Raw genomic sequence first — 24231 nt, 5'->3', positions numbered from 1 at the left:
CGAATCAGTCTAGTGAATTGATGCAAACGGACCATGACATCAACTTGAAAAATCATTAGCATGACTGCGAAACAAACTTTTAAGAACAAAGAAAGCGAAAGGAAATAGCGATGTTAGCTTACGATGCAGATTTGGAACTCTTCCGTGATAATTTCAAACGTTTTATGAGTGAGCATGTTGCTCCACATTACGATCAATGGGAACGTGAAGGCATTATGCCGCGCTCAGTTTGGAATTTACTGGGTGAAAATGGTTTTTTATGTGTAGATGTACCTGAAGAGTACGGTGGCTATGGTGTGCCAACACATTATTCATTGATGTTGGTTGAAGAATCTGCTCGTGCGGGATATTGTGCTTTATCGACAGCAATTTCATGTCACTCTGAAATTGCTGCTCCTTATATTCAACATATTGGTACAGAAGAGCAAAAACAATATTGGTTACCAAAAATGGTATCAGGTGAGGCAGTTGGTGCAATAGGTATGACCGAGCCAGGTGCGGGTTCTGATTTGCAGGCGATGCGTAGTAGTGCAATCCTACAAGGTGATCACTACATTCTAAATGGATCAAAAACATTTATTTCAAATGGTCAACATGCAGATGTTGTTGTTCTTGCAGTAAAAACTGATCCACAAGCACGTGCTAAGGGTGTATCGTTACTACTGGTCGATACACATCTCGAAGGTTTCAAGAAAGGTACTAACCTCGATAAAATTGGCTTGCACTCGCAAGATACATCTGAATTGTTCTTTGATAATGTCAAAGTACCTAAAGATCAATTGCTTGGAAATGCTGGATCTGGTTTTGCTTATTTGATGCAAGAATTGCCTCGTGAACGTACAGCAATTGCATCTACCGCTTTAGGGGCAATTCGTGGTGCAATTGATTTAGCTACTGCTTATGTAAAAGAGCGTCAAGCATTTGGTCAGGCAATTTCGCAGTTCCAAAATACGCGTTTTGTATTGGCTCAAGCGAAGATTGATGAGTTGGCAACAGCAGCTTTCTACAATCAGAACGTAGAGCTTTATATGGAAGGTAAGTTAGATGTTGAAACGGCTGCTGCACTGAAGAGTTTCAGTACAGATATGCAAATGAAGGTATCTGATAACTTACTTCAGTTATTTGGTGGTTATGGTTATATGACTGAATATCCAATCTCACGTTTCTTTGTTGATGCTCGTATTCAGCGTATTTATGGTGGTACCAACGAGATTATGAAAGAAATCGTAGCTCGTGGATTGATTGGTAAATCATAAGCCGACTTTGATATCCTAAGCCTGCTTTTAGCAGGCTTTTTTATTGTTCTTCTGTTGAATATTGAATCACTGGATAAGTTTTCTGTTTAGGGAGCTTTTGTAAAGCACGATTGATATCAAGCAGAAATTTATCTGCTTCATCTTGATTTGGCCAATGATTATTATATTGGCTTCTTTTTTGAATATTCACACTACATCCTGTAACTTCCATATTCTCTGGATTAAATGACCAATCATTTGGATTTTTCAAAGTAACGTCCAATGCACTATCACAACTTTTCCAGAGCTTTACGAATGAATTTTCTGTTTGAGGTTTCAGCTCTTTAACAGGATAAATAGAATAGCCTTTCATTTCTGAATTAAAAAATTTGATAAATAGATAAGAGGGCATTCCTCCCCAATTGATCGCAGTATTTGGTGGAAGTTCAATGCTTGTTAAATCTTTTTCATTTAATGGATGTTGCTGTTGGTCTTTTTGAAATGAATTTTTTGATTTGTATTTGAGTTTGGTTGCGTTAGGAACAGTTATTCCTCTGATTTGAGTTGTTGTCGTTGTAACATAATAGGGTGAAGAATCTTTATTACATCCTGTTGGATTATAGCAGCCTATGCATCCTGTTAGACTTGTGGCGATTAAGCTAATCAGTAAAGGTGTTTTTATATTCATTATCATCATGGATGGCATCAATTTTTATTTATTACAGATTTTATCAAATTCGATTGAATTTTGTCTGTAGTGATTGAATAAAGCGGAATCTGATGCTTGATAAATAATTTTAAAAACAAAGGTCGGGATTGTAATGATTTGCGAAAAACCATTTATAAAAATGCGCAAGGGCTTTGACCTAAGCAAAAAGAGTTAAATCTTCGCGTGTTTAAAGCGTTAAAGTCTTGTTATACTAGCTTCGCATAACAGTTCATAGATGAATTGTAACCCATTTATATAGATGATTTTGCTGAGGCTGCATTCAATGGTAAACGATGGACAAAACACATCGACGTCACTTAATTTAGAACAAATTCGTAATGATATAGATAGTGTTGATCAACAAATCCAAGAATTACTTAACCGTCGAGCTACGCTGGCTGAAGCTGTAGCAAAAGCGAAATTTGCAGCTGAAGAAAACCCATTATTTTATCGTCCTGAACGTGAGGCTCAAGTTCTCCGTAAGGTGATGGAACGTAATCAAGGTCCATTGTCTGATGCGACGATGGCACGTTTATTTCGTGAAATCATGTCCGCTTGTTTAGCACTTGAAGCACCTCAAAGCATTGCATTTCTAGGTCCTGAAGGTACATATACGCATTCAGCTGTGCTAAAACATTTTGGTAAAGATGCAGTTGTGCGCCCATTGCCAACGATTGATGAAGTGTTCCGTGAAGTTGAAGCTGGTGGTGCGCATTATGGTGTTGTTCCAGTTGAGAATTCATCAGAAGGTATCGTAAACCACACTTTAGATTGCTTTAAATCATCTACTTTAAATGTGATTGGTGAAGTAGAACTTCGCATTCATCATCAATTTCTCGTATCTGAAAATACTCGTAAAGACAGCATCAAACAGATTTATGCACATCAACAAACCCTTGCTCAATGTCGCAAATGGTTAGATGCGCATTATCCAGGTGTAGAGCGTGTAGCGCTTAATTCAAATGCGGAAGCTGCTCGCCGTATTCGTAATGAGTGGCATTCTGCCGCTATTGCTTCAGATATTGCTGCAAGTATGTATAACTTAGAGATATTACATAGCAACATTGAAGATAACCCTGAAAATACGACTCGTTTCCTTGTGATTGGTCGCGAGAAAATTCCACAAAGTGGTAATGATAAAACGTCTTTACTAATCTCTGCACATGATCGTGCGGGTGCTTTATTGGAAATCCTTGCGCCATTTGCCAAACATAAAATTAGTTTGACTAGTATTGAAACTCGTCCAGCGCTTCCTGAGAAATGGGCTTATGTTTTCTTCATTGATTTGGAAGGGCATATTGATCAAGAAAATGTAGCTGCAGCATTAGATGAAATTCGACCTAATGTAAAAGAATTGCGAGTATTGGGTTCATATCCTATCGCTGTTTTATAGTTCAATTTATTTTAAATCCGTTCCAGTCTCCCTTTTTAAAGGGAGATACTTTCCGATCTTTTTTTAAAGAGAGGTTAGAGAGATTTTCAGATAGGCAAAAATGTTTTATGTCTCAACCATTATTTAAGAAAGTTGCATTTATTGGGCTTGGGCTGATAGGGTCGAGTCTTGCTCGTGTGATTGTGGCAGAACAGCTTGCTGGTCAAATTGTTGCGTCAACACGCTCAAAAAAAACATTAGAAGATGCCAAAACACTAGGGCTTATTCAATACGGTTATGCAACACCTGAAGAAGCTGTTCAAGATGCAGATTTAATTGTTTTAGCCTTACCTGTCAGAGCGACGCAAAAAGTACTTGAACAGATCAAACCTTACCTAACTGAAAATGTCATTATCACAGATGTTGGTAGTACTAAAGGTAATGTGGTTGAAGCTGCTAAAGCGGTCTTTGGTGAAAATTTACCTATAGGTTTTGTACCAGGACATCCAATTGCAGGTGCAGAACATACAGGTGTGCATGCGGGTAAAGTTGATTTATTTGCCAATCATAAAGTGATTTTGACGCCACTGCCGACTAGTGCAGATTGGGCTATTGAGAAGTTGATTCAACTATGGTCTGCTGCAAAAGCAGAAGTTATATGCATGGATGTGAAGAAGCATGATGAAGTGCTTGCACATACAAGCCACTTACCACATTTGATGGCATTTAATTTAGTTGAGCAGCTTGCAAACCGTGAAGATAATTTAGACATTTTTCGCTATGCTGCAGGTGGTTTTCGTGATTTCTCACGTATCGCAGCAAGCGATCCTCAGATGTGGCATGACATTTTCTTTGCCAATAAAACTGCAATCTTGAATGCTGTAGAGGGTTTTGAACAGCAGTTATCAGTTTTGAAGAAACTGATTGAACAAGAAGATTCACAAGCATTGATGGGTTTGCTTGGCCATGCGCAAGCTGCACGCCAACACTTTAATCATATGTTAGCCAAAAAACCTTTGATGGAGAAAAACAAGGTGACACAGCAATTTACCATTTTGCCCGGAAAGAAAACATTTACAGGTAAATTCACCGTACCAGGTGACAAGTCTGTGTCACATCGCTCAATCATGTTTGGTGCGATTGCAGAAGGCACAACTCATGTAACAGGTTTTTTGGAAGGCGAAGATGCTTTAGCAACTCTCCAAGCTTTTCGTGATATGGGAGTGAGCATCGAAGGTCCAAAGAATGGTGAAGTGACGATTCATGGCGTTGGAATGCAAGGTCTAAAAGCACCTGCTGGTGCTTTATACATGGGTAACTCAGGCACAAGTATGCGCTTGTTGTCTGGAATGCTTTCTGCTCAAAGATTTGATTCAGTCATGACAGGTGATGCGTCGCTGTCTAAGCGTCCAATGGAGCGTATTGCAAAACCATTGCGTTTGATGGGAGCGCAAATTCAAACCACAGGTGAGAAAGGTACACCACCAGTCAGCATTACGGGTAGCCAAGTTTTAAAGGGTATTGATTACGACTTACCAATGGCTTCTGCTCAAGTTAAATCAGGTATTTTACTAGCAGGTTTATGGGCTGAAGGTGAAACTTCGGTAACAGAACCAGAGCCAACGCGTGATCACACAGAACGTATGTTGCGTGCTTTTGGTTATGATGTGAAAACCGAAGGCAATAAAATCTCACTTGTGGGTGGTGGTAAGTTAGTCGGTACTGATATTCAAGTTCCTTCTGATATCTCATCGGCTGCATTCTTCATGGTGGGTGCCGCAATCACAGAAGGTGCTGATGTAATTCTTGAAGCTGTTGGAATCAATCCAACACGTACTGGTGTGATTGAAATTCTTAAACAGATGGGTGCTGATTTGACGGTAGAAAATGAGCGTATTGCAGGTGGTGAACCTATCGCAGATATTCATATCAAAGGTTCTCGTACACTCAAGGGTATTCACATGCCTGAAGATCAAGTACCTTTGGCAATTGATGAGTTCCCAGCATTATTCATTGCTGCAGCATGTGCGGAAGGTCAAACAGTATTAACTGGTGCTGCTGAATTACGTGTCAAAGAATCTGATCGTATCCAAGTGATGGCAGATGGTTTGAAAATCATGGGCATCGATTGTACGCCAACAGAAGACGGTATCATTATCGAAGGTAAAGGCAAATCAGGTGATTGGTCTGCAATCTTTAATGGTGGCGAGATTGAATCACACCATGACCATCGCATAGCTATGAGTTTCAGTATTGCTGGTTTAAGAACCGCTGGTGCGATTACAATTCATGGTACAGAGACGGTTGCGACTAGTTTCCCAACTTTTACTGAACTAGCAAATGCTGCTGGTTTGGATTTACAAGTTGTGAACCAATAATGTGTAGGATAGCAGCATTTAATTCAATAAATGCTGCTATCTCAAGCTGATTTATAACAATAAAGTTTCAAATCTCTCATCTCGATTGAAAAATAATTAAGTTTTGCTTTGTACATATCTAATCGGGTCGAAATTCCTAAAATTTGAACAAGAAGTAAGACAATCGGCTAATCAATTAAAGACAATTGTATATATAATAATTCATACCGCTGCAGTAGGCTTTACTCTGCGATCCAGAGTTAAAAAACATAAAAATAGAGGGAATACCATGAGAACGTTGCAATTCATAGCAGATTGCCCAAAACATGGATTGATCGATCATTCACCGAATGAATGTTACATTACTCAAGAGTATGTAGCAGCGTTATTGTATAAGCAATTAGAACAATATGGTTTTGATGCTCAACACATTCGACATGAACATCAAAAAATTGAAGTTCGTATAGATAACCATCATTTGCCACTCTCTATTTTATGTTCTCAGCAAGATGTGGAAGGACATATCTTGTGTCAAATTTCAGCCAATCCACAGCAAGAACAAGCATGGTTTGAACGTATAGAGACACAAAGCATCATTCGTCAATTAGCTCAAGCTGTTGAAAATAGTTTAAAAGCTGAACATAGTTTTTCTGATTTTGTTTGGAAATCTTAATTACATATTTTTTAGCTCTATATATCTAAAGTGGATAACAAATCTGTTGATCCACTTTTTTTATTAATATTAATTAGAAATATTTATTTTTATAGTGACATTATTTAATAAAAATTAACAAATGAAAAAAATAATAGTGTTTGGATTTTGAACTACTTTTCAATTAATTTAAAAATGTTTTTTAACAAAGAATTACTCAATCTCCTCCTTTTATTCATAATACTTTTCCAGAGAATTAATATGACCACTATATCTAGTAATTATCTTAAAGGCTTTAGTGTATTGTTCGTTTCTTTACTTGCGGCATGTAATAGCGATGATAAAAATACAACTAACAATGCTTTTAACCAAAAACTAGTCGATGGAACAATTTCGTCACTACAAACACTTAGTCAAAATTTAGTATGGCAAGAAAATCAATGTGATAGTGTTTATTCAAAGGTGATAAATGATGCAGAGATTGCTGGGAAATCAGCTTTAGAATTAAGAACAAAACTTAATAGTACAAATAACTTAAGTTTGTTATTGGAACAGCAAATTATTCCAAAACTTATCCAGCTTACTGAAGAGTCCACTACTTTAAGAGCTAGATGTAATGCTCCAGATTATGACGGCACAGGGGTAAGTAGTGAAAGACCAGCGATGTTAAGAGAGATGTTAAGCGAATGGCAAGGGACTATAAATTTATTGATTCGTCAAATAAATAACACTCCTAATATGAATCCTAAAATTAAATTAGCAGCTTTAACACATACAAACATTAATGAAGCAACACCAGAAAAAACAAAGTTTAAAGACTGTTCGGATAGTTTTTGTCCAGAAATGACGGTTATTCCTTCTGGTAGTTTTTTGATGGGTGGAAATCTGCAAGAGCAACAACAACAAAATGTTCCCACTCAATCGCGACCCTATGAATTACCTCAACACATGGTGAGAATCGAAAAGCCATTTGCTATGTCTACATATGAAACAACCATTGCGGAGTTTCAAGCATTTCAAAAGGAGACTGGCTGGCAGGTACAAGGCTGTCGTAATTGGGAAGCACGTGATGGGATTTTTAATATGTGGTATCGAGATGATTTAAACCCAACTAACGCAGGTATGAACCAAACGCCGCAAGATCCTGTTGTATGTGTACGCCGTGAAGATGGGAGAGCATTTGCAGAGTGGTTATCCAAAAAAACAGGGCAAACCTACCGTTTACCTACAGAGGCCGAATGGGAATATGCTGCTCGTGCAGGAACTTCGACTGCATTTTACTGGGGTGATGATTTGAATCGAGATCAAGCTTGTAAATATGCAAATGTGTTAGATCCAACCACAGTTTTTGCATTGCCACAAACAAGCTCGTGGAACTTATTTAATTGTACTGATGGCTATGCTTATACCTCACCTGTTGGGAAGTTTATACCAAACAACTTTGGTTTATACGATATGACAGCAAATGCACGGGAGTGGGTAGATGATTGTTGGCACTCAAATTATGAGAATGCACCTGTAACTAATCATATTTGGGGTGAGGAGAATAACGGACAATGTAATTTCCCTGTGTTACGTGGAGGTGCGTGGATATACAACACTTATAATGCTCGAACAGCCTATCGAAATGCTTATGTAACTTCTCAAGCACGTTCGATCATGTGGGGATTCCGCTTAGTTCGTGAAATTTAGTTATCACTTTTAGTTTACTAAGGAATGATTGATCATTTTTATTAAAAATCGACGTAAGTTTTAAGCTAAGAAATAAACTAAATTTACGTTGATTGAATATTTACTTTTTAATGATTTAAGTATATTTAAATCCATCATATACATTATTTTTGTGAGTATAACTGTATGATACAGTTTGATTTTTCTAAACTATCTCCCCAAGTGGTTTGGCGACATTTTGAGACTTTGTGTACGATTCCACGACCATCAAAACACGAACAACAGTTAAGACAACATCTAAAAGATTGGGCGGAACAGCGCAACCTAGAAACCTATGTTGATGACATTGGCAATTTAATTATTCGAAAAGCTGCTACAGCGGGTAGAGAGCAAGTTGCAGGTGTGATTTTGCAGGGACACTTAGATATGGTGACTCAGGCAAATCGTGGTACTCAACATGATTTCTTTAAAGATTCCATTCAACCTGTATTAAAAGATGGCTGGCTTATTGCTGAAAACACAACATTGGGCGCAGATAATGGTATCGGAGTAGCGCTTGCACTTGCTGTATTAGAATCAAATGATGTTGCGCATGGTCCGATTGAAGTCCTACTCACTATTGATGAAGAAGCAGGAATGAGCGGTGCTTGTTTGCTTGAGTCGGGTGTTTTAACAGGGCAATGGCTATTTAATATTGATACCGAAGAATGGGGTGAGCTCTATCTTGGCTGTGCAGGCAGTATTGATCTAGAAGTAGGACAGTCACTTCAATATGAACCAGCACCTGAAAATTTGATTTTTGTTGATCTTTTGGTATCTGGATTGAAAGGTGGTCACTCAGGTGTTGATATTCATTTGGGGCGTGGAAATGCCAATGTGATTTTAGCCAATTTCCTGAATGATTATTTATCGCAAACAAATGGACGATTGGTTGAGTTTATCGGTGGAACCGCACGCAATGCTATACCACGTGAAGCTGTAGCAACAATTGCAATTAAATCGGGACAATTACCTGAGCTAGAAAAAGCAGTTGCTGTGATACAAGCTGAATGGCAAAAAAAGTTACAAGGTATTGATGATCAGTTGCAAATCATCGTGCAGCAAAATTCCAATCAGATTGATGAAGTTATTACATTGCCGCAGCAACAAGCTTGGTTGCAGGCATTGGCAACGTGTCCATATGGTATTTCACAGTGGAGTCGTGCTTTACCTGATGTGGTTGAAACCTCGAATAATATTGGTGTGGTCAAACTGACTAAAGATGAGGCGAAGACTTTAATTATGGTTCGTTCTATGGTGAACCAAGAAGCACTAACATTTGCCCAGAATATCCAACTGCACTTTGCAAAGTTTAGTATTCAATCCGAGTTAACACCTTTAGTTTCAGGTTGGACACCAAATCCCGATTCAGCTGCGTTGAAATGTCTGCAACAAGCTTATCAATCTGCATTTGAAATTGAGCCGAATTTAAAAGTCATACATGCAGGTTTGGAGTGTGGAATTATTGCTGAACACTATCCAGATTTACAGATGGTATCGTTTGGTCCTGATATTCAAGGTGCGCATGCACCAGGTGAACGAGTTAAGGTAGATACGGTAGAGAAGTGCTGGAAGTTACTGGTCACGGCTTTGGAATCTGTAAGATAAATTTCATAGAAAAGAAGCTCATTCATGAGCTTCTTAAACTTTGACAATGACCTGAAACAGATTTTTGTCTAGTTCAATAAATTCAATTTCACAATCAATAAATTTTTCAATCATCACGGCTTGTGTGCGGGTATGTTCGCTAATACATTGTGCGGTAAATTCACCACCTTGCCCCAATGCCAAAGGTAATAGTAACTGATCCGCTAAATATTCATCTACTACAGCTTGAGAAGCAATATATCGCTTCACCTGTTCCGCCAAATGATTGGCTATTTGTTCTGCACTTTTGCGCATTTCACCTAAAGTAGTAAATAGCTGAACGTGATTTTGATGTGCAACTTTGACGTACGCTGTATTGCCTTGACTGATGCCATTTAAATGGAATTGCTGCTGAGTATCTAATTTCAATCTTTTATTTAACGTTGCCAGTTCACGTTGTGCAATTTGTGCTTCTTCGGAAAGGTTGAGTACTGCTGCGAAAGCCTCTGTGCTTTGCAAAGTACCACGATCTAATAAATTTAGTTTGTTCCGATGTTGCCACGGTTGAATCTTGATTTGAATTTCACCAGCACCAATCGGGAAGAAACCTGCTTTATTTAATTTAAATTCGACTTTTATTCCAAGTTTTTCTAATGCTGGTAAAAAGCAATGCTCGATAAAATCTGCAGTTGGTGCAAGCGGGTTATGTGTACCTCCGAAAATTGTGAGTTCACTGGCTTCATTTTGTAATAACAAAGCAGGTAAAAGAGTTTGTAAAACCAGTGTTGTGCTTCCAGCTGAACCAATCTGGAATTGGTATTTTCCATTTTGTACATGCTGTGGCGCAAAATATAAATGCTGGCTATGGAGTTCAGCACCTTCTACATAAGCTTGGCTGATGTGTTGAGATGCCTGTACACAGACTAAATGCTGACGCATTAAGCCTGGTTTTTTACGCCCAGCACGAATGTTGATTAATTCAAATGCTTGACCTGTAATCATCGAAAGAGCGAGGGCAGTTCTTAAAATCTGCCCACCACCTTCACCTTGTGAACCATCAATTTGGATGGTTGCTGGCATATTTGCCAAAGCCTTATTCACGTCTATTTTCCTTATTTTCTAATTTAATGAACATACTGTCAGTACATGGTAATGCGAAGTAACGCGTGACTTTGCTTTTGGCAAAGTTTTGCTAAGTACATGGTGCTGAGCCTAATCAGTGAAGATTGATGCACGGCTCACATGCTGCCATAGCCGCCTGAATTATTTTCAATCCCTCAGATCGGAGTAAAGCAGGATCTTGTACTCGCCCAGTATGTCCAAACTGTGCTTGTGAACTAAATTCACAAAATCTGTTGTCTATTCAACTAAATCAATCTGCCAATTTACAGCTTGAATCTTGATGTTTATATCACGCAGTTTGGCACTGATATCATCAGCTTTTTTTTGTAAAATAGAAACTGGGATAACTTTCTGCCACTTGATTTCACGAGCGCTATAACGGTCGGGTTCACGATGTGTGTTGGCAATCGCATCAATGAGAATCTTATGCTGTTCGGCATAACTATCACGTAAGCTTAATAGGGACAGCAATATTTTGTCATCCTCTAATTTTGCTTGCGCATTGGTTAAATGAATACGGCAAATCAACTGATTGCTTTCTTGGGTTAAAGCAAATACCTGTTTGATCAGTTCATTTGGATCTTCACTCGGTTCATCACCATCTTGTACCAATACATTGGCGTTGATCCGTTGTTTTAATGAAGCGAGCTTTTTTTGTTGATCGCTTCGAAGTAAAAGTGCTTCTGCGAGTTTCATCTTTTATTTTCCTAAAAATTTATTCTTTAATCTGTTGAGCTTGCAAGTAGTAAACAGCCTTTCTTTAGCTGTGGTGAGTAGACAGTTAGGCACCAATTCCCCCACCATTCTCGGCCGGGTTCAAAATAATCATTCCATTCGGAATCGTTATCTCGACCACTACCTGGCTAGCCAACCCAATCATATATTTCACAGTCTTTTTCAGTTAAAAGACATAATTGCGTGAATGTTTTGAAGAATGCTACTCGATGAGACTGGGCAAGGGTTGTTTCATAGGGTGGATCAATGATTGCCTCTAACAAGCTTAAAAACCAATTGTGTCCAAAAAATAGATTAGGTTTGTCCAAACAATTAAGATTTACTAGGCTGCGATCTAATTCCTCTATGGCTAGTGAGTTCAAGTCTGACGTTCTTTCTAAGGCTAAACTTTCACAATTCAATAGCATCTGTTGATGAATAGTCAGCGTATTTGAAGATTCTGTTTGATGTGTGACATCAAACAATAAAACTTCAAATACGGCTTGTATGGCATCAAGATTAGATTGTAAATCTTTGGTCTTCAAATGATCTAATTGGACAAACAGAGGTGGTCCCACATGTTTGAACAACTAAAAGCTTATTTATAAGTGATACTCTGCTCTAGTTAAGCTACCTTATTTTGTTGTGGTAGCTGGTCATAGTAAAACTCATCTGGAGTCATTTTGTCCAGACTCGAATGAGGTCGTTTCAAATTATAAAATTCAAAATATGCGTTTAATTGCTTCTTCGCATCCAAAACATTGCTGTAGGCTTTGAGATACACCTCTTCATATTTAACGCTCCGCCATAATCGTTCAACCATCACATTATCAACCCATCGACCTTTACCATCCATACTGATTTGAATGCCATTTGATTTCAATACATCAATAAATGCATCACTGGTAAACTGACTGCCTTGGTCTGTATTAAATATTTCAGGTCGACCATATTTTTCAATAGCTTCATTTAATGTTTCTATGCAAAATGTAACCTCCATACTAATCGATACTCTATGCGCAAGTACCTTGCGGCTATGCCAATCAATCACAGCACATAAATAAACAAAGCCTTTTGCCATAGGGATATACGTTATATCCGTAGACCACACTTGATTACTGCGCTGAATAGCCAATCCTTTGAGCAGATATGGATATTTGCGGTGAGCTTGATTAGCCTGGCTTAAATTTGGTTTGCAATATAACGCATTAATGCCCATTTTCTTCATTAAAGTACGTGTATGACGTCGTCCTATATGATGTCCTTGACGATTCAACAAATCACGCATCATACGGCTACCTGCAAAAGGATATTGCATATGTAATTCATCCATACACCGCATCAGCTTCAGATCTGATGCACTCGCAGGTTTTGGGCGATAATAATAACAACCACGGGAGACTTTCAGCAGCTTAGCTTGCTTAGATACTGAAATCTGAAGTGAGTCGTCGATTAACTTTTGTGGTTGAAGCGGCCCAGTTTCTTCAACACACCTTCTAAAAAATCAATTTCTAATGCTTGCTCACCAATTTTTGCATGTAGTTTTTTTAGATCGATGGGTGGTTCTGTTGGAGCTTTTGATTGATCGAAAGCTTGCGAGGAAGCTGAAATTAATTGATTTTTCCAGTCGATAATTTGGTTTTGATGAACATCAAATTCAGCACTCAATTCAGCAAGTGTTTTTTCTGCTTTAATCGCAGCAAGTGCTACCTTAGCTTTAAAATCATTTGAATGATTTCTTCTTGGTCTACGTGCCATAAAATACTCCATATATTGATGTTTATAACATCATTTGGGGAGCAAAATATCACTTATAAGTGTTGTTCAAATTTCCTGATCCACCTCTAACATATGCTCACCTTCTGGTTGTGCTCAGGTATCTATCCCTTAACACAAACTACTTGTCGTAATGTATAAACCACTTCAACCAAATCTTTTTGTGCATTCATCACATCTTCAATCGGTTTATACGCCGATGGAATTTCATCAATCACAGCCGCATCTTTACGGCATTCCACACCTTCAGTCTGGGCAATCTGATCTTCGACAGTAAAACGGCGTTTGGCTTCCGCACGGCTCATCACACGACCTGCACCATGCGAACATGAACAAAAGGATTCCTGATTTCCAAGACCACGAACAATAAAGGACTTAGCACCCATTGAACCTGGGATAATTCCATATTGTCCAAGTTTGGCACTTACAGCGCCTTTACGTGTCACCATTACTTCTTCGCCGTAATGTTCTTCCTTTTCCACATAGTTGTGGTGGCAGTTTACTGCTTCCAATTTGGCATTAAATGGTTTTGGAATAATCGTTGCTAAAGCTTTAATCGCTGATTGCATCATGATTTCACGGTTTTTCATGGCAAAGCGTTGTGCCCAACCCACAGCAAACCAGTAATCATCAAAATGTTCAGTTCCTTCAACTAAATACGCCAAATCTTTATTGGGTAAGTTAATAAAGTGTTTCTGCATATCTTTGCGTGCCAGTTCGATAAAATGGTTACCGATGGCATTACCGACACCACGAGAACCTGAGTGCAACATAATCCAGACATGATCATGTTCATCTAAACAGATTTCTACAAAGTGATTTCCTGTACCTAAAGTTCCCAACTGCTTGCGGTTGTTGGTATTTTTTAGGCGAGGGTGTTTAGCACAAATCAACTCAAAGTCTGCAACCAAACCTCCCCAAGCTTGATCTACCATTTCAGGTGGTGTTTCCCAAGAACCTTTATCTCGTCCACGTTTGGTCATTCCATGTGGAATCAAGCGTTCAAGTTCGGTTCGTAAAGCATGTAAATTATCTGGTAAATCCGATGCTGTTAAGCTGGTACGAGTCGCCATCATTCCACACCCAATATCCACACCGACGGCAGCAGGGATAATGGCACCTTTGGTTGGAATTACGCTTCCAATCGTTGCACCTAAACCAAAGTGAACGTCTGGCATCACAGCCATCCATTTATAAATAAAAGGCATTTGAGCTGTTTGTAATAACTGCTGTTTTGAGTTGTCATCAACAATTACGCCATTGGTCCACATTTTTACAGGCATGCCTTTTTCATTCTGTAGAACTTGATAAGTACGTTTTTGTTGTTCTTGTTCAAATTGAGCTTGTTGGTTAATTTGTTCAACGACAGACATTTTCATTTTTCCTTTCAAAGCCTGCCTGCCAAGCGTTTGCAGGCAGGTGATATTCACAATATCCCAGTGATGTTGTGTACTTATGCTATTGCAGTGACTATGCCAACTTTTTTAAATTTAATTTGAACCCTATGTAAATATTTGATAATTAATTAAAATAAATTTTTAAATATTTTTAAAAAGCATGTTTGTAGATGATTTTTTCGATATTTGTATATCTAGAAAGATATTTGAGTATCTTAATGGATAGATTATCTATCCTTGGATGTTATTGATAGATCAAATATAAGGTGATCTATTAAGATTTATCAATTTTTGTAAGTTGACCTGTCATATCTAAGCTAAATTGATCGAAATCATCAGCTAAATAAAAGTTGCCTTGATAGTATTGGTGAACTTCATCTGCAATTGCTCTTTGTCCAATTTGGTCCTGATGAGGTGGACTGAAATGCGTCAGAATGAGATTGTCTAAATTATGTTTTTGTGCAAATTCAGCCACCTTTTTGGCGGAACTATGCATTGGGCCTGAACCCACTTTATCTAAAATAGCTTGAGTGTAAGTGCTTTCGTGAATTAGGAGTTGAGCATCTTGGCAAGCTTGTGCCAACAACTCAGGGCTATCATTATCTCCACCGACAATCGCATGTACACGTTGCGTTTGGGTTTGAATAAAATCAACTGCTTTTAAGGTTTGCTCATTTAACTGGACGTCTAAGCCTTGCTGTAAATCGCCCCAAACTTTGCCTTTTGCTACGCCGAGTTGAATTAAAGCCTGAGTATCTAATTTCTTTTGGGTGTATTGCGCAATAATACTAAATGCAAAACTGGGTACACGATGACTGAGTGGATGGGCTTGAATTGAAAGTTCATCTGTTATCTGTAGTATTTGAGCGGCTTCATTCACATTGATAAAATTGAGTGAATAGGGCAAGTGTAAATCCGTTAATTGGGCTGTAACTTCAATCCATTGTTGAATTTCTTTTGGGGCAATAATGGTTAAAGGTGCAGTACGGGCATTCATACCTGCACTGGCCAATAAACCAACTAATCCATAACAGTGATCACCATGAACATGGGTAATGCAGATCGCAACTAAGTTCTGTAATGAAAGTTTAGCCTGTTGAATGCGATGCTGTGTGCCTTCACCAGCATCGACCAATATCCAGTCTTTATTCTTGCTATTGCGGATTGCTAGGGCAGAAACGTTACGTGTGAGTGTAGGTACACCTGAAGATGTACCTAAAAAAGTAAAATGAAGCATATTGTTGGAATTTTTCATCGAATTGCGTATTGTAAATTATAGGCCTTTATAAAATATTATAGAAATCATGGCATTTGAAATGAGTATAATTAACGGATGTTACTACCTACACTCTATATTTTGATTTACATGAAATCGTGAACATAATATTTTGTATTACCCATTCATAAATATAGGGTTGCTGCGTAAAAAACCTTTTTAACTTCTTAAGCCCCAAGATAAATATATGATTTAATAAATATGAATAAAATAACTCAATTTTTTGCAATTTTTGCTCTTGTTCTTTACTTGAGTTCGATATTTCTGCCATTTACAGACGACTTTTCGGGTTGGGCTCTATTTTTGGGAGCAATGCTCTCACAGTTTACAATTATTTATATACCTGTAACTTTTCCTGTTTGGGCAAATTTTACTTTGATCTATGCACTATCGATATTAAAGGAAGATAAATCAATAGCTTTGGGTCTAGCGACTGCTACAACAATATTAATGGCGTTGGGATTGATTTTGATGTTTGGTAGTGATGGGTTTGGTTGGGGTGCTGTGATCTGGTTTTTATCAGGAGTGATGTTGTTGGTAAGTACATTAGTCCAGAATTATGGCTATAAAAACTTAATAACGTTTTCTGCCCTAAGTTTATTTGTGTTGGTTATATATTCGGCATATGCCTTGAGTGAAGAACAGAAGAAATATGCAACATCAAATTTATGGCATGATATGTCAAATGGTATCTTATTATCAGGTCGTATCAATCATTATAATAAAAGTAAAAAAATAGTTGGCAGAGTAAAACTTGAAGTGCGACATAAACCACCTAATTAATTTAAAGGGTTTATGGAGTATATAAAATTGTCATACCATCATCTTAACTTTGAAGATCGTACTGCATTAATGCTTGAGTCAAGAAAAGAAGGCTTTTCAGCCAGAAAATTTGCTGAACTTATTAAAAGACATCCTAGTACGATCTATCGTGAGCTTAAAAGAAATAGCATCAATGACGTTTATCAAGCTCGATATGCTTCTGATAACACTTTTGCTAGACGTAGACGTGGTCACAGAAAACTCAAAATCGATTCAATCCTCTGGAAATTTATTGTTGAAGCGATCCGTTGTTTATGGTCTCCTCAGCAAATAGCAAAGCGTTTAAAGACATTTCCTGATTTGGATCAAACAATGAATGTAAGCCATACAACGATTTATTCAACGATACGAGCATTACCCAAGGGTGAGTTGAAAAAAGACTTATTATCCTGTCTACGTCATGAAAATAAAAAGCGAAAAGCTAACGGTGAACCTAAAAAAGATTCTATATTACAGGATATTAAAACTATTCATGAGCGCCCAGCCGAAGTTCAAGAAAGAAAAATACCGGGTCATTGGGAAGCTGATTTAATTAAAGGTAAAGACAATAAAAGTTCGATAGCAACACTTATTGAACGAAATACACGGCTCTGTATCTTGGCAACATTACCTGATGCAAAGGCAGAATCAGTGCGCAAGGCTTTAACTGAAGCTCTGAAATATTTACCTGCAGAACTGCGTAAAACGTTGACCTATGACCGTGGACGCGAGATGGCAGAACATAAAATACTTGAAGAAGATTTAGGCATAGATGTATATTTCTGTGACCCACATTCACCCTGGCAAAAAGGCACATGCGAAAATATGAATGGTTTAATTAGGCAATATTTACCTAAAGGGATTGATTTAAATCAGGCAGATCAGCATTATTTAAATCAAGTTGCCATGTCACTGAATACTCGTCCTAGAAAAGCGTTAGATTGGCTTACACCATTAGAGAAATTTGCTCAGCTTGTTGATTATCATAAGACTTTTCAAACTGTCGCACCTCATGTTTGAATTCGCCGTTCCTCCATTAAATCAAGTGAAATCTAATGATCATAATCGCGTGCATTTTGGTGATAAGAGGGTAGTTAAAAAATACAGTTTTACTATTTCTGAAAATGATCTCATTGAGATAGATGATTATGATGTGAATTATCATTTGAAAAAATATAATGGGAATTTAAAATATTCGCAGGATTCATGTGAATTAATAGGTAAGAAAGTATTGCCTTTTCAAAAATCATTATTTTATTTAAAAGATGGATACTACTGGAGGTAATATTCTTATCATTATTCAATAGATAGTCAATTCTCAGTAGGTGTTAAGAGTGATAAAAAACCTAATTATATTTACTCGATTAAGAATGAAGATCGAAAATATTCTCATATTTCTTTGAAAAGGGTGAAAGATAATTCTATTTTATATGAGCAAATGTTGTTGTCAAATGAAACGGTTTTGAAATGTCAATATGAACCAGCAGTTTATGCAAATGAAATAAATTCTATTTTTTTATCAATGTCAAAAAGTTTAGACGATGATGATCATCTACATCTAAAATTTGAAGATGAGCAATGGAAAACAGATATCTTGAGTCAAAGTTGTGATTTTCAGGCTTTAACCCAAGAAAATGTATATCAATGGGAGGATAAAAGAATAGACTTTCAAGAGCTTGATTTAGTTCATTTGAAAACATTATGTTCTGATCATTATTTGGCATTTATTCATTTAACTAAAGATGATTATTATTCTAAAGAGTTGGGTTTATCTAGTAGAGTGCAGTTAAAAATATTGAGGAAAAATGACTTTACTCCTCTGGGTTGTAGTCATTTTTCATTTGATATTAGTCGTGATTTATTGAAAGGTTATTATGAAGGAAAAGTTCATATTAGAAATGTATATGTACATCCCATACCTAATAATTGTGCTATAGCAAAGATCGAGTTGGATAATGGAATGGTTTTTAATCAAGATGAGAGATATTGAAAATGAATAAAAAAACCATCGTTATCGGCTTCGTCGGTTCTACTTTAGATCAAGGAAAGCGTCCTGACCGATGGCAACGCTGGCGTCCGACGCTAAGTCTTATGATGCATGAAGATTTGATTGTAGATGAGCTGGTACTATTGCATGATCGGCAACATCATAATTTAGTCAAATTTATTGCTGAAGATGCTCAAAATGTGTCGCCATCGACTACTGTGTCGGGTCAGCGAGTGAGTATCCGAGATCCTTGGGATTTTGCTGAGGTTTATGGTGCGCTATATGACTTTGTGAAAAGTTATCCCTTTGATACTGAAAAGAACAACTATCTTTTACATATCACCACAGGTACACACGTTGCACAAATCTGTTGGTATCTACTAGTCGATGCCAATTATTTACCTGCCAAGCTGATTCAAAGTGCACCCAATCAACAGAAAACGCCAGAAGGTGAATATCGCATTATTGATCTAGATTTATCCCGATATGATGTTTTAAAGCAACGCTTTGAAGATGAGCAACAACAAAACTGGCAACAGTTGAAAGCCAATATTTCAACCTATAACCCTGAATTCAATCAACTAATCACAGAAGTTGAGTTGGTAGCAACGCGCTCTAGTGCGCCGATTTTGATTATGGGGGCGACAGGTGTAGGTAAATCGCATTTAGCCAAACAAATTTTTCAGTTAAAAAAAGACAACTTTCATTTAAGTGGGCGTTTTGTTGATGTGAACTGTGCGACGCTGCGTGGTGATAGTGCCATGTCCAGTTTATTTGGACATATCAAAGGCGCTTTTACAGGGGCAGCGGCTTCAAGAACAGGCTTATTAAAAAGTGCTGATCAAGGTATTTTATTTCTGGATGAAATTGGGGAGCTTGGGTTAGATGAACAAGCGATGCTGCTCAAGGCGCTTGAAGATAAATCTTTTTTTCCCGTTGGAAGTGATAAAGAGGTTCAGGCAGATTTTCAGTTGATTGCAGGGACTAATAGAGATTTAAGAGCCGAAGTGCAAGCTGGGCGTTTCCGTGAGGATCTGTGGGCACGACTGAATACATGGACATTCTTTTTACCCAATCTTAAAGATCGAATAGAAGATATTGCCCCGAATATTGAATTTGAGTTGCAACGTTTTGCTGTAAATCATCAGCGTCAATTACGATTTCAACGTGATGCCCTTGATGCATATTTGAAATTTGCCAAGTCTAAACAAGCATCTTGGCAGGGGAATTTCCGAGATTTAACCGCCAGTGTGACGCGGTTAGCGACATTATCCAGTGGTGAGTTGATTCGTTCGGAAACGGTAGAAAAAGAGATTCAGCGTTTAAAGCAACTTTGGTCTATTCAAGCCAAACAAAATCATTCTAAAGATATCGATATTCTCCTTAAATATTTAGATCAAACACAGTTGAGTGAGATTGATGAGTTTGATCAGATTCAGCTGCGTGGCGTACTCCTAGTTTGTGAAAATGCCAAAACGATGGCTGATGCTGGACGGCAGCTATTTGCTGCTTCACGCCAGCAACGGAACACCACAAATGATAGCGACCGAGTCAAAAAGTATTTGGCTCGGTTTGGCTTGAGTTGGAGTGATTTTCAGTAATTATTCAACGGGATGGTCTTTCTTTATTTGTGATTGAGTTGGTAGAAACTCTAAATTCCAAAGTTTTTCGGCGTGTCGGCCAATCCACCAGAAAGATGCAGCGAGCAAGATAAAGAAAATGGCTTTGTGCATGCCATTCCAAAAGAACTCAAAATACTTGGTGTAGAGATTAATAAATAAGAAGGTGATACCAAAACCACGTGAGGTAGCATCATCATGTTTTAAACCATAAACAATCGCGATGATGGCAATAAATGCGAAAAGCACACCCCAATGCAAGAGTTCATATTGTTTAACGTTATACCAGCTATTCAAATCACCGTAATTACCAAAGATCGAGAGAATCCATAAAGCAATAAACAGATAAAGTAGTCCCATGACATAAGTTGAATGGGCGAAATCTCTAAAATGCGCATAGCGTTGAAACAGCAAGCTTAAACCAATCAATACGCCGCCAAAAAAGACAAAACGTAAAGGAAAGTTCATGCCTAGGTAATATGCTCCCCAACCTGACATATAGCCAGTTTCCGTCCCAAACCATGAACCGAGTGAAAGTAAGGAAAATACCCAAATCAGTTTAGAGGGGAACCAGAAGGCAAGTGCTGCATAAATAATGGTGGAGAGCAGGAATAGCAAAGAGAAATGCCCACTGCCTGTATCAATCACTTGACCGAAATAGGCGATGGATGCTGCCGTAGAAAGCACGCCTGCAAAAATAATCGCTTCATTGCTAAATTGATGTAAGGGTTTGGTTTTACGTCGACGATAGGCAAAGCCATAAAAAGCTAGAGCAACAGCAGCAAAAACTAGACAAGGAATAATTTTGGAATCTATAAAGATTCTTTCAATCAACTTCATCAAATAATCATCAAGTGTGATAACGGCTATTGCGATCACTGTACAAATCATCGAGATCCAGAATGAATATTTTGCGAGTCGTTCCCAGTCAAAAGGCCGAATCGAAAAACTCTGATTTAATTCATTGGCAACATCAGGTGTAATCGTACCTTGTAGTTGCCAATGCTCAATGGTTTGCTTTAAAAAAAGTCCCTGTTTTTTATTTAATTTCATTATTTAAGAACCTAAATGCCTGTACATCTAAACTGATATAATAGACATTGGATTCAAAAGGCGTATATTTTTCTTAGTAATTTGTTGTTAAGTCTAAATTTTTAAAAAACGAGTGATAATTTGACGCAACTGTTTTAGATAACCAGTAAAAAAATGATTGGCACCTGGCAGAATCGTGATTGGATGCTTTTGTGGCTTTGCCCACGCGATCATATCTGAGAGCAGGGTAATATCATCTTGCTCGCCGTGTACGAATAAAATATCGCCGTCAATTGCAGGGGTTTTATAATGACGTAAATCCACTACTGAGCCTGTTGGTAGTCCGCAGAGCACTAATTGTTTTGGACGTAACTCTTCACTGAGCTGTGCTTGGCATTTAGCTAATACATGAGAACCGAAACTAAAACCACCGGCATAAAAAGTTAAACCCGCATGTTTTGCACGGGCATATTCAATCACAGCCATAATATCATCAGTTTCGCCATGACCTTGATCATGAGTACCTTCACTGCCAGCCAAACCACGGAAGCTAGGGCGATAAACGACACAACCCATTTCATTAAAAATCTGAGCCAGTAAAACAGGGACTTTATGATGTGGTGTACCACCTTGCAAAGGATGTGGATGGCAGACGACAGCAAAACCTGTGATTTCACCTTGGGGTTGATCTACAAACATTTCAATTTGACCAACAGGACCTTGGATGAATACTTGCTCAGACATAAGATACGCAATGGATAATGGAAGAATCCACTATTTTACCGATAAAACTGAACGAGAACACGAATTGGCATTAAAAATTATCAACTGATATAGTTTCACCAAGATAAATTTATTCTGATTGATTATGCTTGCTTTAATTTCTCCAGCGAAAACACTAGATTATGAAACTGCTTTACCGACTGACACATATACACAGCCTCGTTTATTAGAGCAATCACAACAATTGATAGATGTATGTCGCAAACTTTCGGCAACAGAAATTGCATCGTTAATGACCGTGAGTGAAAAAATCGCCAATTTAAATGTAGAGCGTTTTCGTGATTGGAATGCGGAATTTGATTTTTCTAATGCACGCCAAGCTTTATTTGCATTTAAAGGTGACGTGTATACAGGTCTAGATGCTTATCACTTAAAAGATCATGATATTGATTTTGCCCAACAGCATTTGCGCATGTTGTCTGGTCTTTATGGTTTGTTACGCCCATTGGATTTGATGATGCCGTATCGTTTAGAAATGGGTACTAAATTAAAGAATAGCCGTGGAAATAATTTATATGAGTTTTGGGGCAGCATTATCACTGATCAAATTAACCAAGATTTAGCTGAAATTGATGCAAAATTATTGGTAAATTTAGCCTCTGACGAATATTATAAATCTGTGAATGAAAAGAAAATTCAGGCAGAAATTATCAAGCCTGTATTCTTGGATCAGAAGAACGGGAAATATAAAGTCATTAGTTTCTATGCGAAAAAAGCGCGTGGTCTAATGGCAAGATACTTGATTGAAAATAAATTAAGCCAAGTAGAACAATTAAAAGCATTTGATAGTGAAGGGTATTACTTTGATGCTGAAAGTTCATCGGATAAAGAGTTGGTCTTTAAGCGAGATGAACAGCACGCAGCTTAGATTTGCCTTGGGCGGGATGGGATGTTAACCAAAGAACATTTGTTGAAAAATGCTATATCGCTTGATCAAGTCCGAATCAAAGGGCATCTGACAGAACCTCGGAGTTATGGCGTGTATGCACTGCCTTTAGATCGTGATGGTACTCGGCGCTTTCGATTTGGTAATCACCCTGTACGTCAGCAAGAACTAAAACATGAGTTTGGTTCTTGCACTTTGTATCAGCTCTTTCTTGAGCGTAAGGATGCAGAGTCTTTAGCAAAGTGGCTTAATAAGGAAATCCAATAAGGATGAGTAATGCAGCAATATTTAACTATATTGGAAAAATCATGGTTTGAGCTGCATAGGCATTATCATTTTTCTGAACCGCAGAAAATTTTTAACAAGTTGATTGCTGCCTATAGTGAAAAGCAGCGGGCTTATCATACGCTACAACATTTGTATGAATGTTTGGTTTTACTTGAATCGATTCGACCTGATTTAAAAGATGCTTATTCAGTTGAGTTAGCACTGTGGTTTCATGATGCGATCTATGATCCCCAAGCAAAAGACAACGAACTAAAAAGTGCTGAGCTATTCGAGCAGTATTTGGCTCAAGATTTATCAGCGGATGACGTTCAAAAGATAATCCGATGGATTCTTGCAACCCAAAGGCATGAAGCAACGGATGAATTAGATTTGCAGTTTTTACTGGATATTGACTTAGCGATTCTAGCGGCTTCGCCAGAGCGTTTTGCGGAATATGAGCAGCAGATTCAACAGGAGTATGCTTGGGTTGATCCCGATGTCTATTCGATTAAAAGAAAAGAAGTTCTAACGCATTTTTATCAGACTGAACCACTGTATCAAACGGAATACTTTCAACAGAATTTTGAACAAAGGGCGAAAATGAATTTAAAGAATATAATAGAATAAATGATTAAAATGAAGCCATTGAGTTATAAGTGAAAGATTAAACATTAGATATTGCAGAGGGAAAACTTAATATTCGTGTGGCTGCTTGGATAGAGCATGAAGATCAGATTTTGGTTTCTACATTTCCTGATGGAAGTATTTCTTTAGTGGGTGGTCGATTAAAATTTTCAGAAACAACCCTAGAGGGAATTCAACGAGAAGTGCTTGAAGAAACAGGAGAGTATTTTAATTCGCCTGTGCTTTTTGCGATTGTTGAAAATTTTTTCTATGATCCCGTTGTAGGGCGAAATTTTCATGAATTTCTGTAAGCGTCCGCTGAACC

Annotated in this window: 22 protein-coding genes and 2 pseudogenes; 15 read left to right on the top strand and 9 right to left on the bottom strand. The window is 37.9% G+C overall.

Annotated elements, in window-relative coordinates:
• Positions 1–110: 110 nt before the first annotated feature.
• Positions 111–1256 (top strand): acyl-CoA dehydrogenase family protein, encoded by a 1146-nt coding sequence (locus R2H34_RS09880; protein ID WP_087539665.1) that lies wholly within the window; start codon positions 111–113, stop codon positions 1254–1256.
• Between the two features lie 40 nt (positions 1257–1296).
• Here the strand turns inward: R2H34_RS09880 and R2H34_RS09875 are convergent, their stop codons facing one another.
• Positions 1297–1923, bottom strand: a complete 627-nt coding sequence (locus R2H34_RS09875; protein WP_087539706.1) for a hypothetical protein — start codon at positions 1921–1923, stop codon at positions 1297–1299.
• A 304-nt stretch (positions 1924–2227) separates the two neighbouring features.
• Here R2H34_RS09875 and pheA point away from each other — a divergent pair, with 304 nt between their 5' ends.
• The 5 genes from pheA to R2H34_RS09850 all read left to right on the top strand — a co-directional run bounded on the left by pheA (position 2228) and on the right by R2H34_RS09850 (position 9643).
• Positions 2228–3337 (top strand): prephenate dehydratase, encoded by a 1110-nt coding sequence (pheA, locus tag R2H34_RS09870; RefSeq protein WP_004911627.1) that lies wholly within the window; start codon positions 2228–2230, stop codon positions 3335–3337.
• A gap of 107 nt (positions 3338–3444) precedes the next feature.
• Entirely contained in the window at positions 3445–5694 is a 2250-nt protein-coding gene (locus R2H34_RS09865) for a bifunctional prephenate dehydrogenase/3-phosphoshikimate 1-carboxyvinyltransferase (RefSeq protein ID WP_151769488.1), read from the top strand.
• Between the two features lie 268 nt (positions 5695–5962).
• Positions 5963–6346 carry a hypothetical protein gene (locus R2H34_RS09860; protein ID WP_075696570.1) on the top strand — a complete coding sequence of 128 codons (384 nt, stop codon included), beginning with the start codon at positions 5963–5965 and terminating at the stop codon, positions 6344–6346.
• 240 nt (positions 6347–6586) lie between these two features.
• Positions 6587–8017: a formylglycine-generating enzyme family protein gene (locus tag R2H34_RS09855; protein WP_171133336.1), complete on the top strand. Its 1431-nt coding sequence runs from the start codon at positions 6587–6589 to the stop codon at positions 8015–8017.
• A 165-nt stretch (positions 8018–8182) separates the two neighbouring features.
• Positions 8183–9643, top strand: coding sequence for an aminoacyl-histidine dipeptidase (locus R2H34_RS09850; RefSeq protein ID WP_042890977.1), 1461 nt, complete (start codon positions 8183–8185; stop codon positions 9641–9643).
• Between the two features lie 33 nt (positions 9644–9676).
• On the opposite strand, the gene rtcA is transcribed toward R2H34_RS09850, so the two are convergent.
• From rtcA to R2H34_RS09820, 6 genes and pseudogenes are all read right to left on the bottom strand, one after another.
• On the bottom strand, positions 9677–10723 hold the full coding sequence (gene rtcA, locus R2H34_RS09845; protein WP_042890980.1) for an RNA 3'-terminal phosphate cyclase: 1047 nt from the start codon (positions 10721–10723) through the stop codon (positions 9677–9679).
• 258 nt (positions 10724–10981) lie between these two features.
• Positions 10982–11440 (bottom strand): DIP1984 family protein, encoded by a 459-nt coding sequence (locus R2H34_RS09840; protein WP_042890982.1) that lies wholly within the window; start codon positions 11438–11440, stop codon positions 10982–10984.
• Positions 11441–11466: 26 nt separating this feature from the next.
• Positions 11467–12024, bottom strand: a pseudogene (locus tag R2H34_RS09835) (hypothetical protein).
• A gap of 59 nt (positions 12025–12083) precedes the next feature.
• A protein-coding gene (locus R2H34_RS09830) for an IS3 family transposase (RefSeq protein ID WP_115613877.1) occupies positions 12084–13228 on the bottom strand; the annotation gives its coding sequence in 2 pieces (ribosomal slippage) (positions 12084–12964 and positions 12964–13228; 1146 coding nt in all).
• A gap of 110 nt (positions 13229–13338) precedes the next feature.
• Complete coding sequence (locus R2H34_RS09825) at positions 13339–14607, bottom strand: RtcB family protein (protein ID WP_042890985.1); 1269 nt, start codon at positions 14605–14607, stop codon at positions 13339–13341.
• A gap of 298 nt (positions 14608–14905) precedes the next feature.
• Entirely contained in the window at positions 14906–15868 is a 963-nt protein-coding gene (locus R2H34_RS09820; RefSeq protein ID WP_087539669.1) for a ribonuclease Z, read from the bottom strand.
• A 240-nt stretch (positions 15869–16108) separates the two neighbouring features.
• Here R2H34_RS09820 and R2H34_RS09815 point away from each other — a divergent pair, with 240 nt between their 5' ends.
• The 5 genes from R2H34_RS09815 to rtcR all read left to right on the top strand — a co-directional run bounded on the left by R2H34_RS09815 (position 16109) and on the right by rtcR (position 20296).
• Positions 16109–16690 carry a hypothetical protein gene (locus R2H34_RS09815; RefSeq protein ID WP_318342255.1) on the top strand — a complete coding sequence of 194 codons (582 nt, stop codon included), beginning with the start codon at positions 16109–16111 and terminating at the stop codon, positions 16688–16690.
• Between the two features lie 69 nt (positions 16691–16759).
• On the top strand, positions 16760–17728 hold the full coding sequence (locus tag R2H34_RS09810) for an IS30 family transposase (RefSeq protein ID WP_014538385.1): 969 nt from the start codon (positions 16760–16762) through the stop codon (positions 17726–17728).
• On the top strand, positions 17721–17993 hold the full coding sequence (locus R2H34_RS09805) for a hypothetical protein (RefSeq protein ID WP_318342254.1): 273 nt from the start codon (positions 17721–17723) through the stop codon (positions 17991–17993). The genes R2H34_RS09810 and R2H34_RS09805 overlap by 8 nt, the downstream gene beginning before the upstream one ends.
• A gap of 123 nt (positions 17994–18116) precedes the next feature.
• Complete coding sequence (locus R2H34_RS09800) at positions 18117–18698, top strand: hypothetical protein (RefSeq protein ID WP_318342253.1); 582 nt, start codon at positions 18117–18119, stop codon at positions 18696–18698.
• Between the two features lie 2 nt (positions 18699–18700).
• On the top strand, positions 18701–20296 hold the full coding sequence (rtcR, locus tag R2H34_RS09795; protein ID WP_042890996.1) for an RNA repair transcriptional activator RtcR: 1596 nt from the start codon (positions 18701–18703) through the stop codon (positions 20294–20296).
• Here the strand turns inward: rtcR and R2H34_RS09790 are convergent, their stop codons facing one another.
• Positions 20297–21367 (bottom strand): membrane protein, encoded by a 1071-nt coding sequence (locus R2H34_RS09790; RefSeq protein ID WP_042890999.1) that lies wholly within the window; start codon positions 21365–21367, stop codon positions 20297–20299.
• 93 nt (positions 21368–21460) lie between these two features.
• Complete coding sequence (locus R2H34_RS09785; protein WP_042891001.1) at positions 21461–22090, bottom strand: alpha/beta hydrolase; 630 nt, start codon at positions 22088–22090, stop codon at positions 21461–21463.
• A 124-nt stretch (positions 22091–22214) separates the two neighbouring features.
• On the opposite strand from R2H34_RS09785, the gene yaaA reads away from it, so the two are divergent.
• The 4 genes and pseudogenes from yaaA to R2H34_RS09765 all read left to right on the top strand — a co-directional run.
• Positions 22215–22997, top strand: a complete 783-nt coding sequence (gene yaaA, locus R2H34_RS09780) for a peroxide stress protein YaaA (protein WP_005402524.1) — start codon at positions 22215–22217, stop codon at positions 22995–22997.
• A gap of 21 nt (positions 22998–23018) precedes the next feature.
• A complete protein-coding gene (locus R2H34_RS09775) occupies positions 23019–23282 on the top strand; it encodes a hypothetical protein (RefSeq protein ID WP_004962254.1) in 264 nt (87 codons plus the stop codon).
• A gap of 9 nt (positions 23283–23291) precedes the next feature.
• Entirely contained in the window at positions 23292–23909 is a 618-nt protein-coding gene (locus R2H34_RS09770; protein WP_042891004.1) for a metal-dependent hydrolase, read from the top strand.
• A gap of 50 nt (positions 23910–23959) precedes the next feature.
• Positions 23960–24214: pseudogene (locus R2H34_RS09765) on the top strand (NUDIX domain-containing protein); the annotation flags it as partial.
• Positions 24215–24231: the final 17 nt, after the last annotated feature.

The sequence above is a fragment of the Acinetobacter sp. 16 genome (assembly GCF_033439925.1).
Classification (GTDB): Bacteria; Pseudomonadota; Gammaproteobacteria; order Pseudomonadales; family Moraxellaceae; genus Acinetobacter; species Acinetobacter junii.
This window is presented reverse-complemented; position numbering and strand designations above follow the sequence as displayed.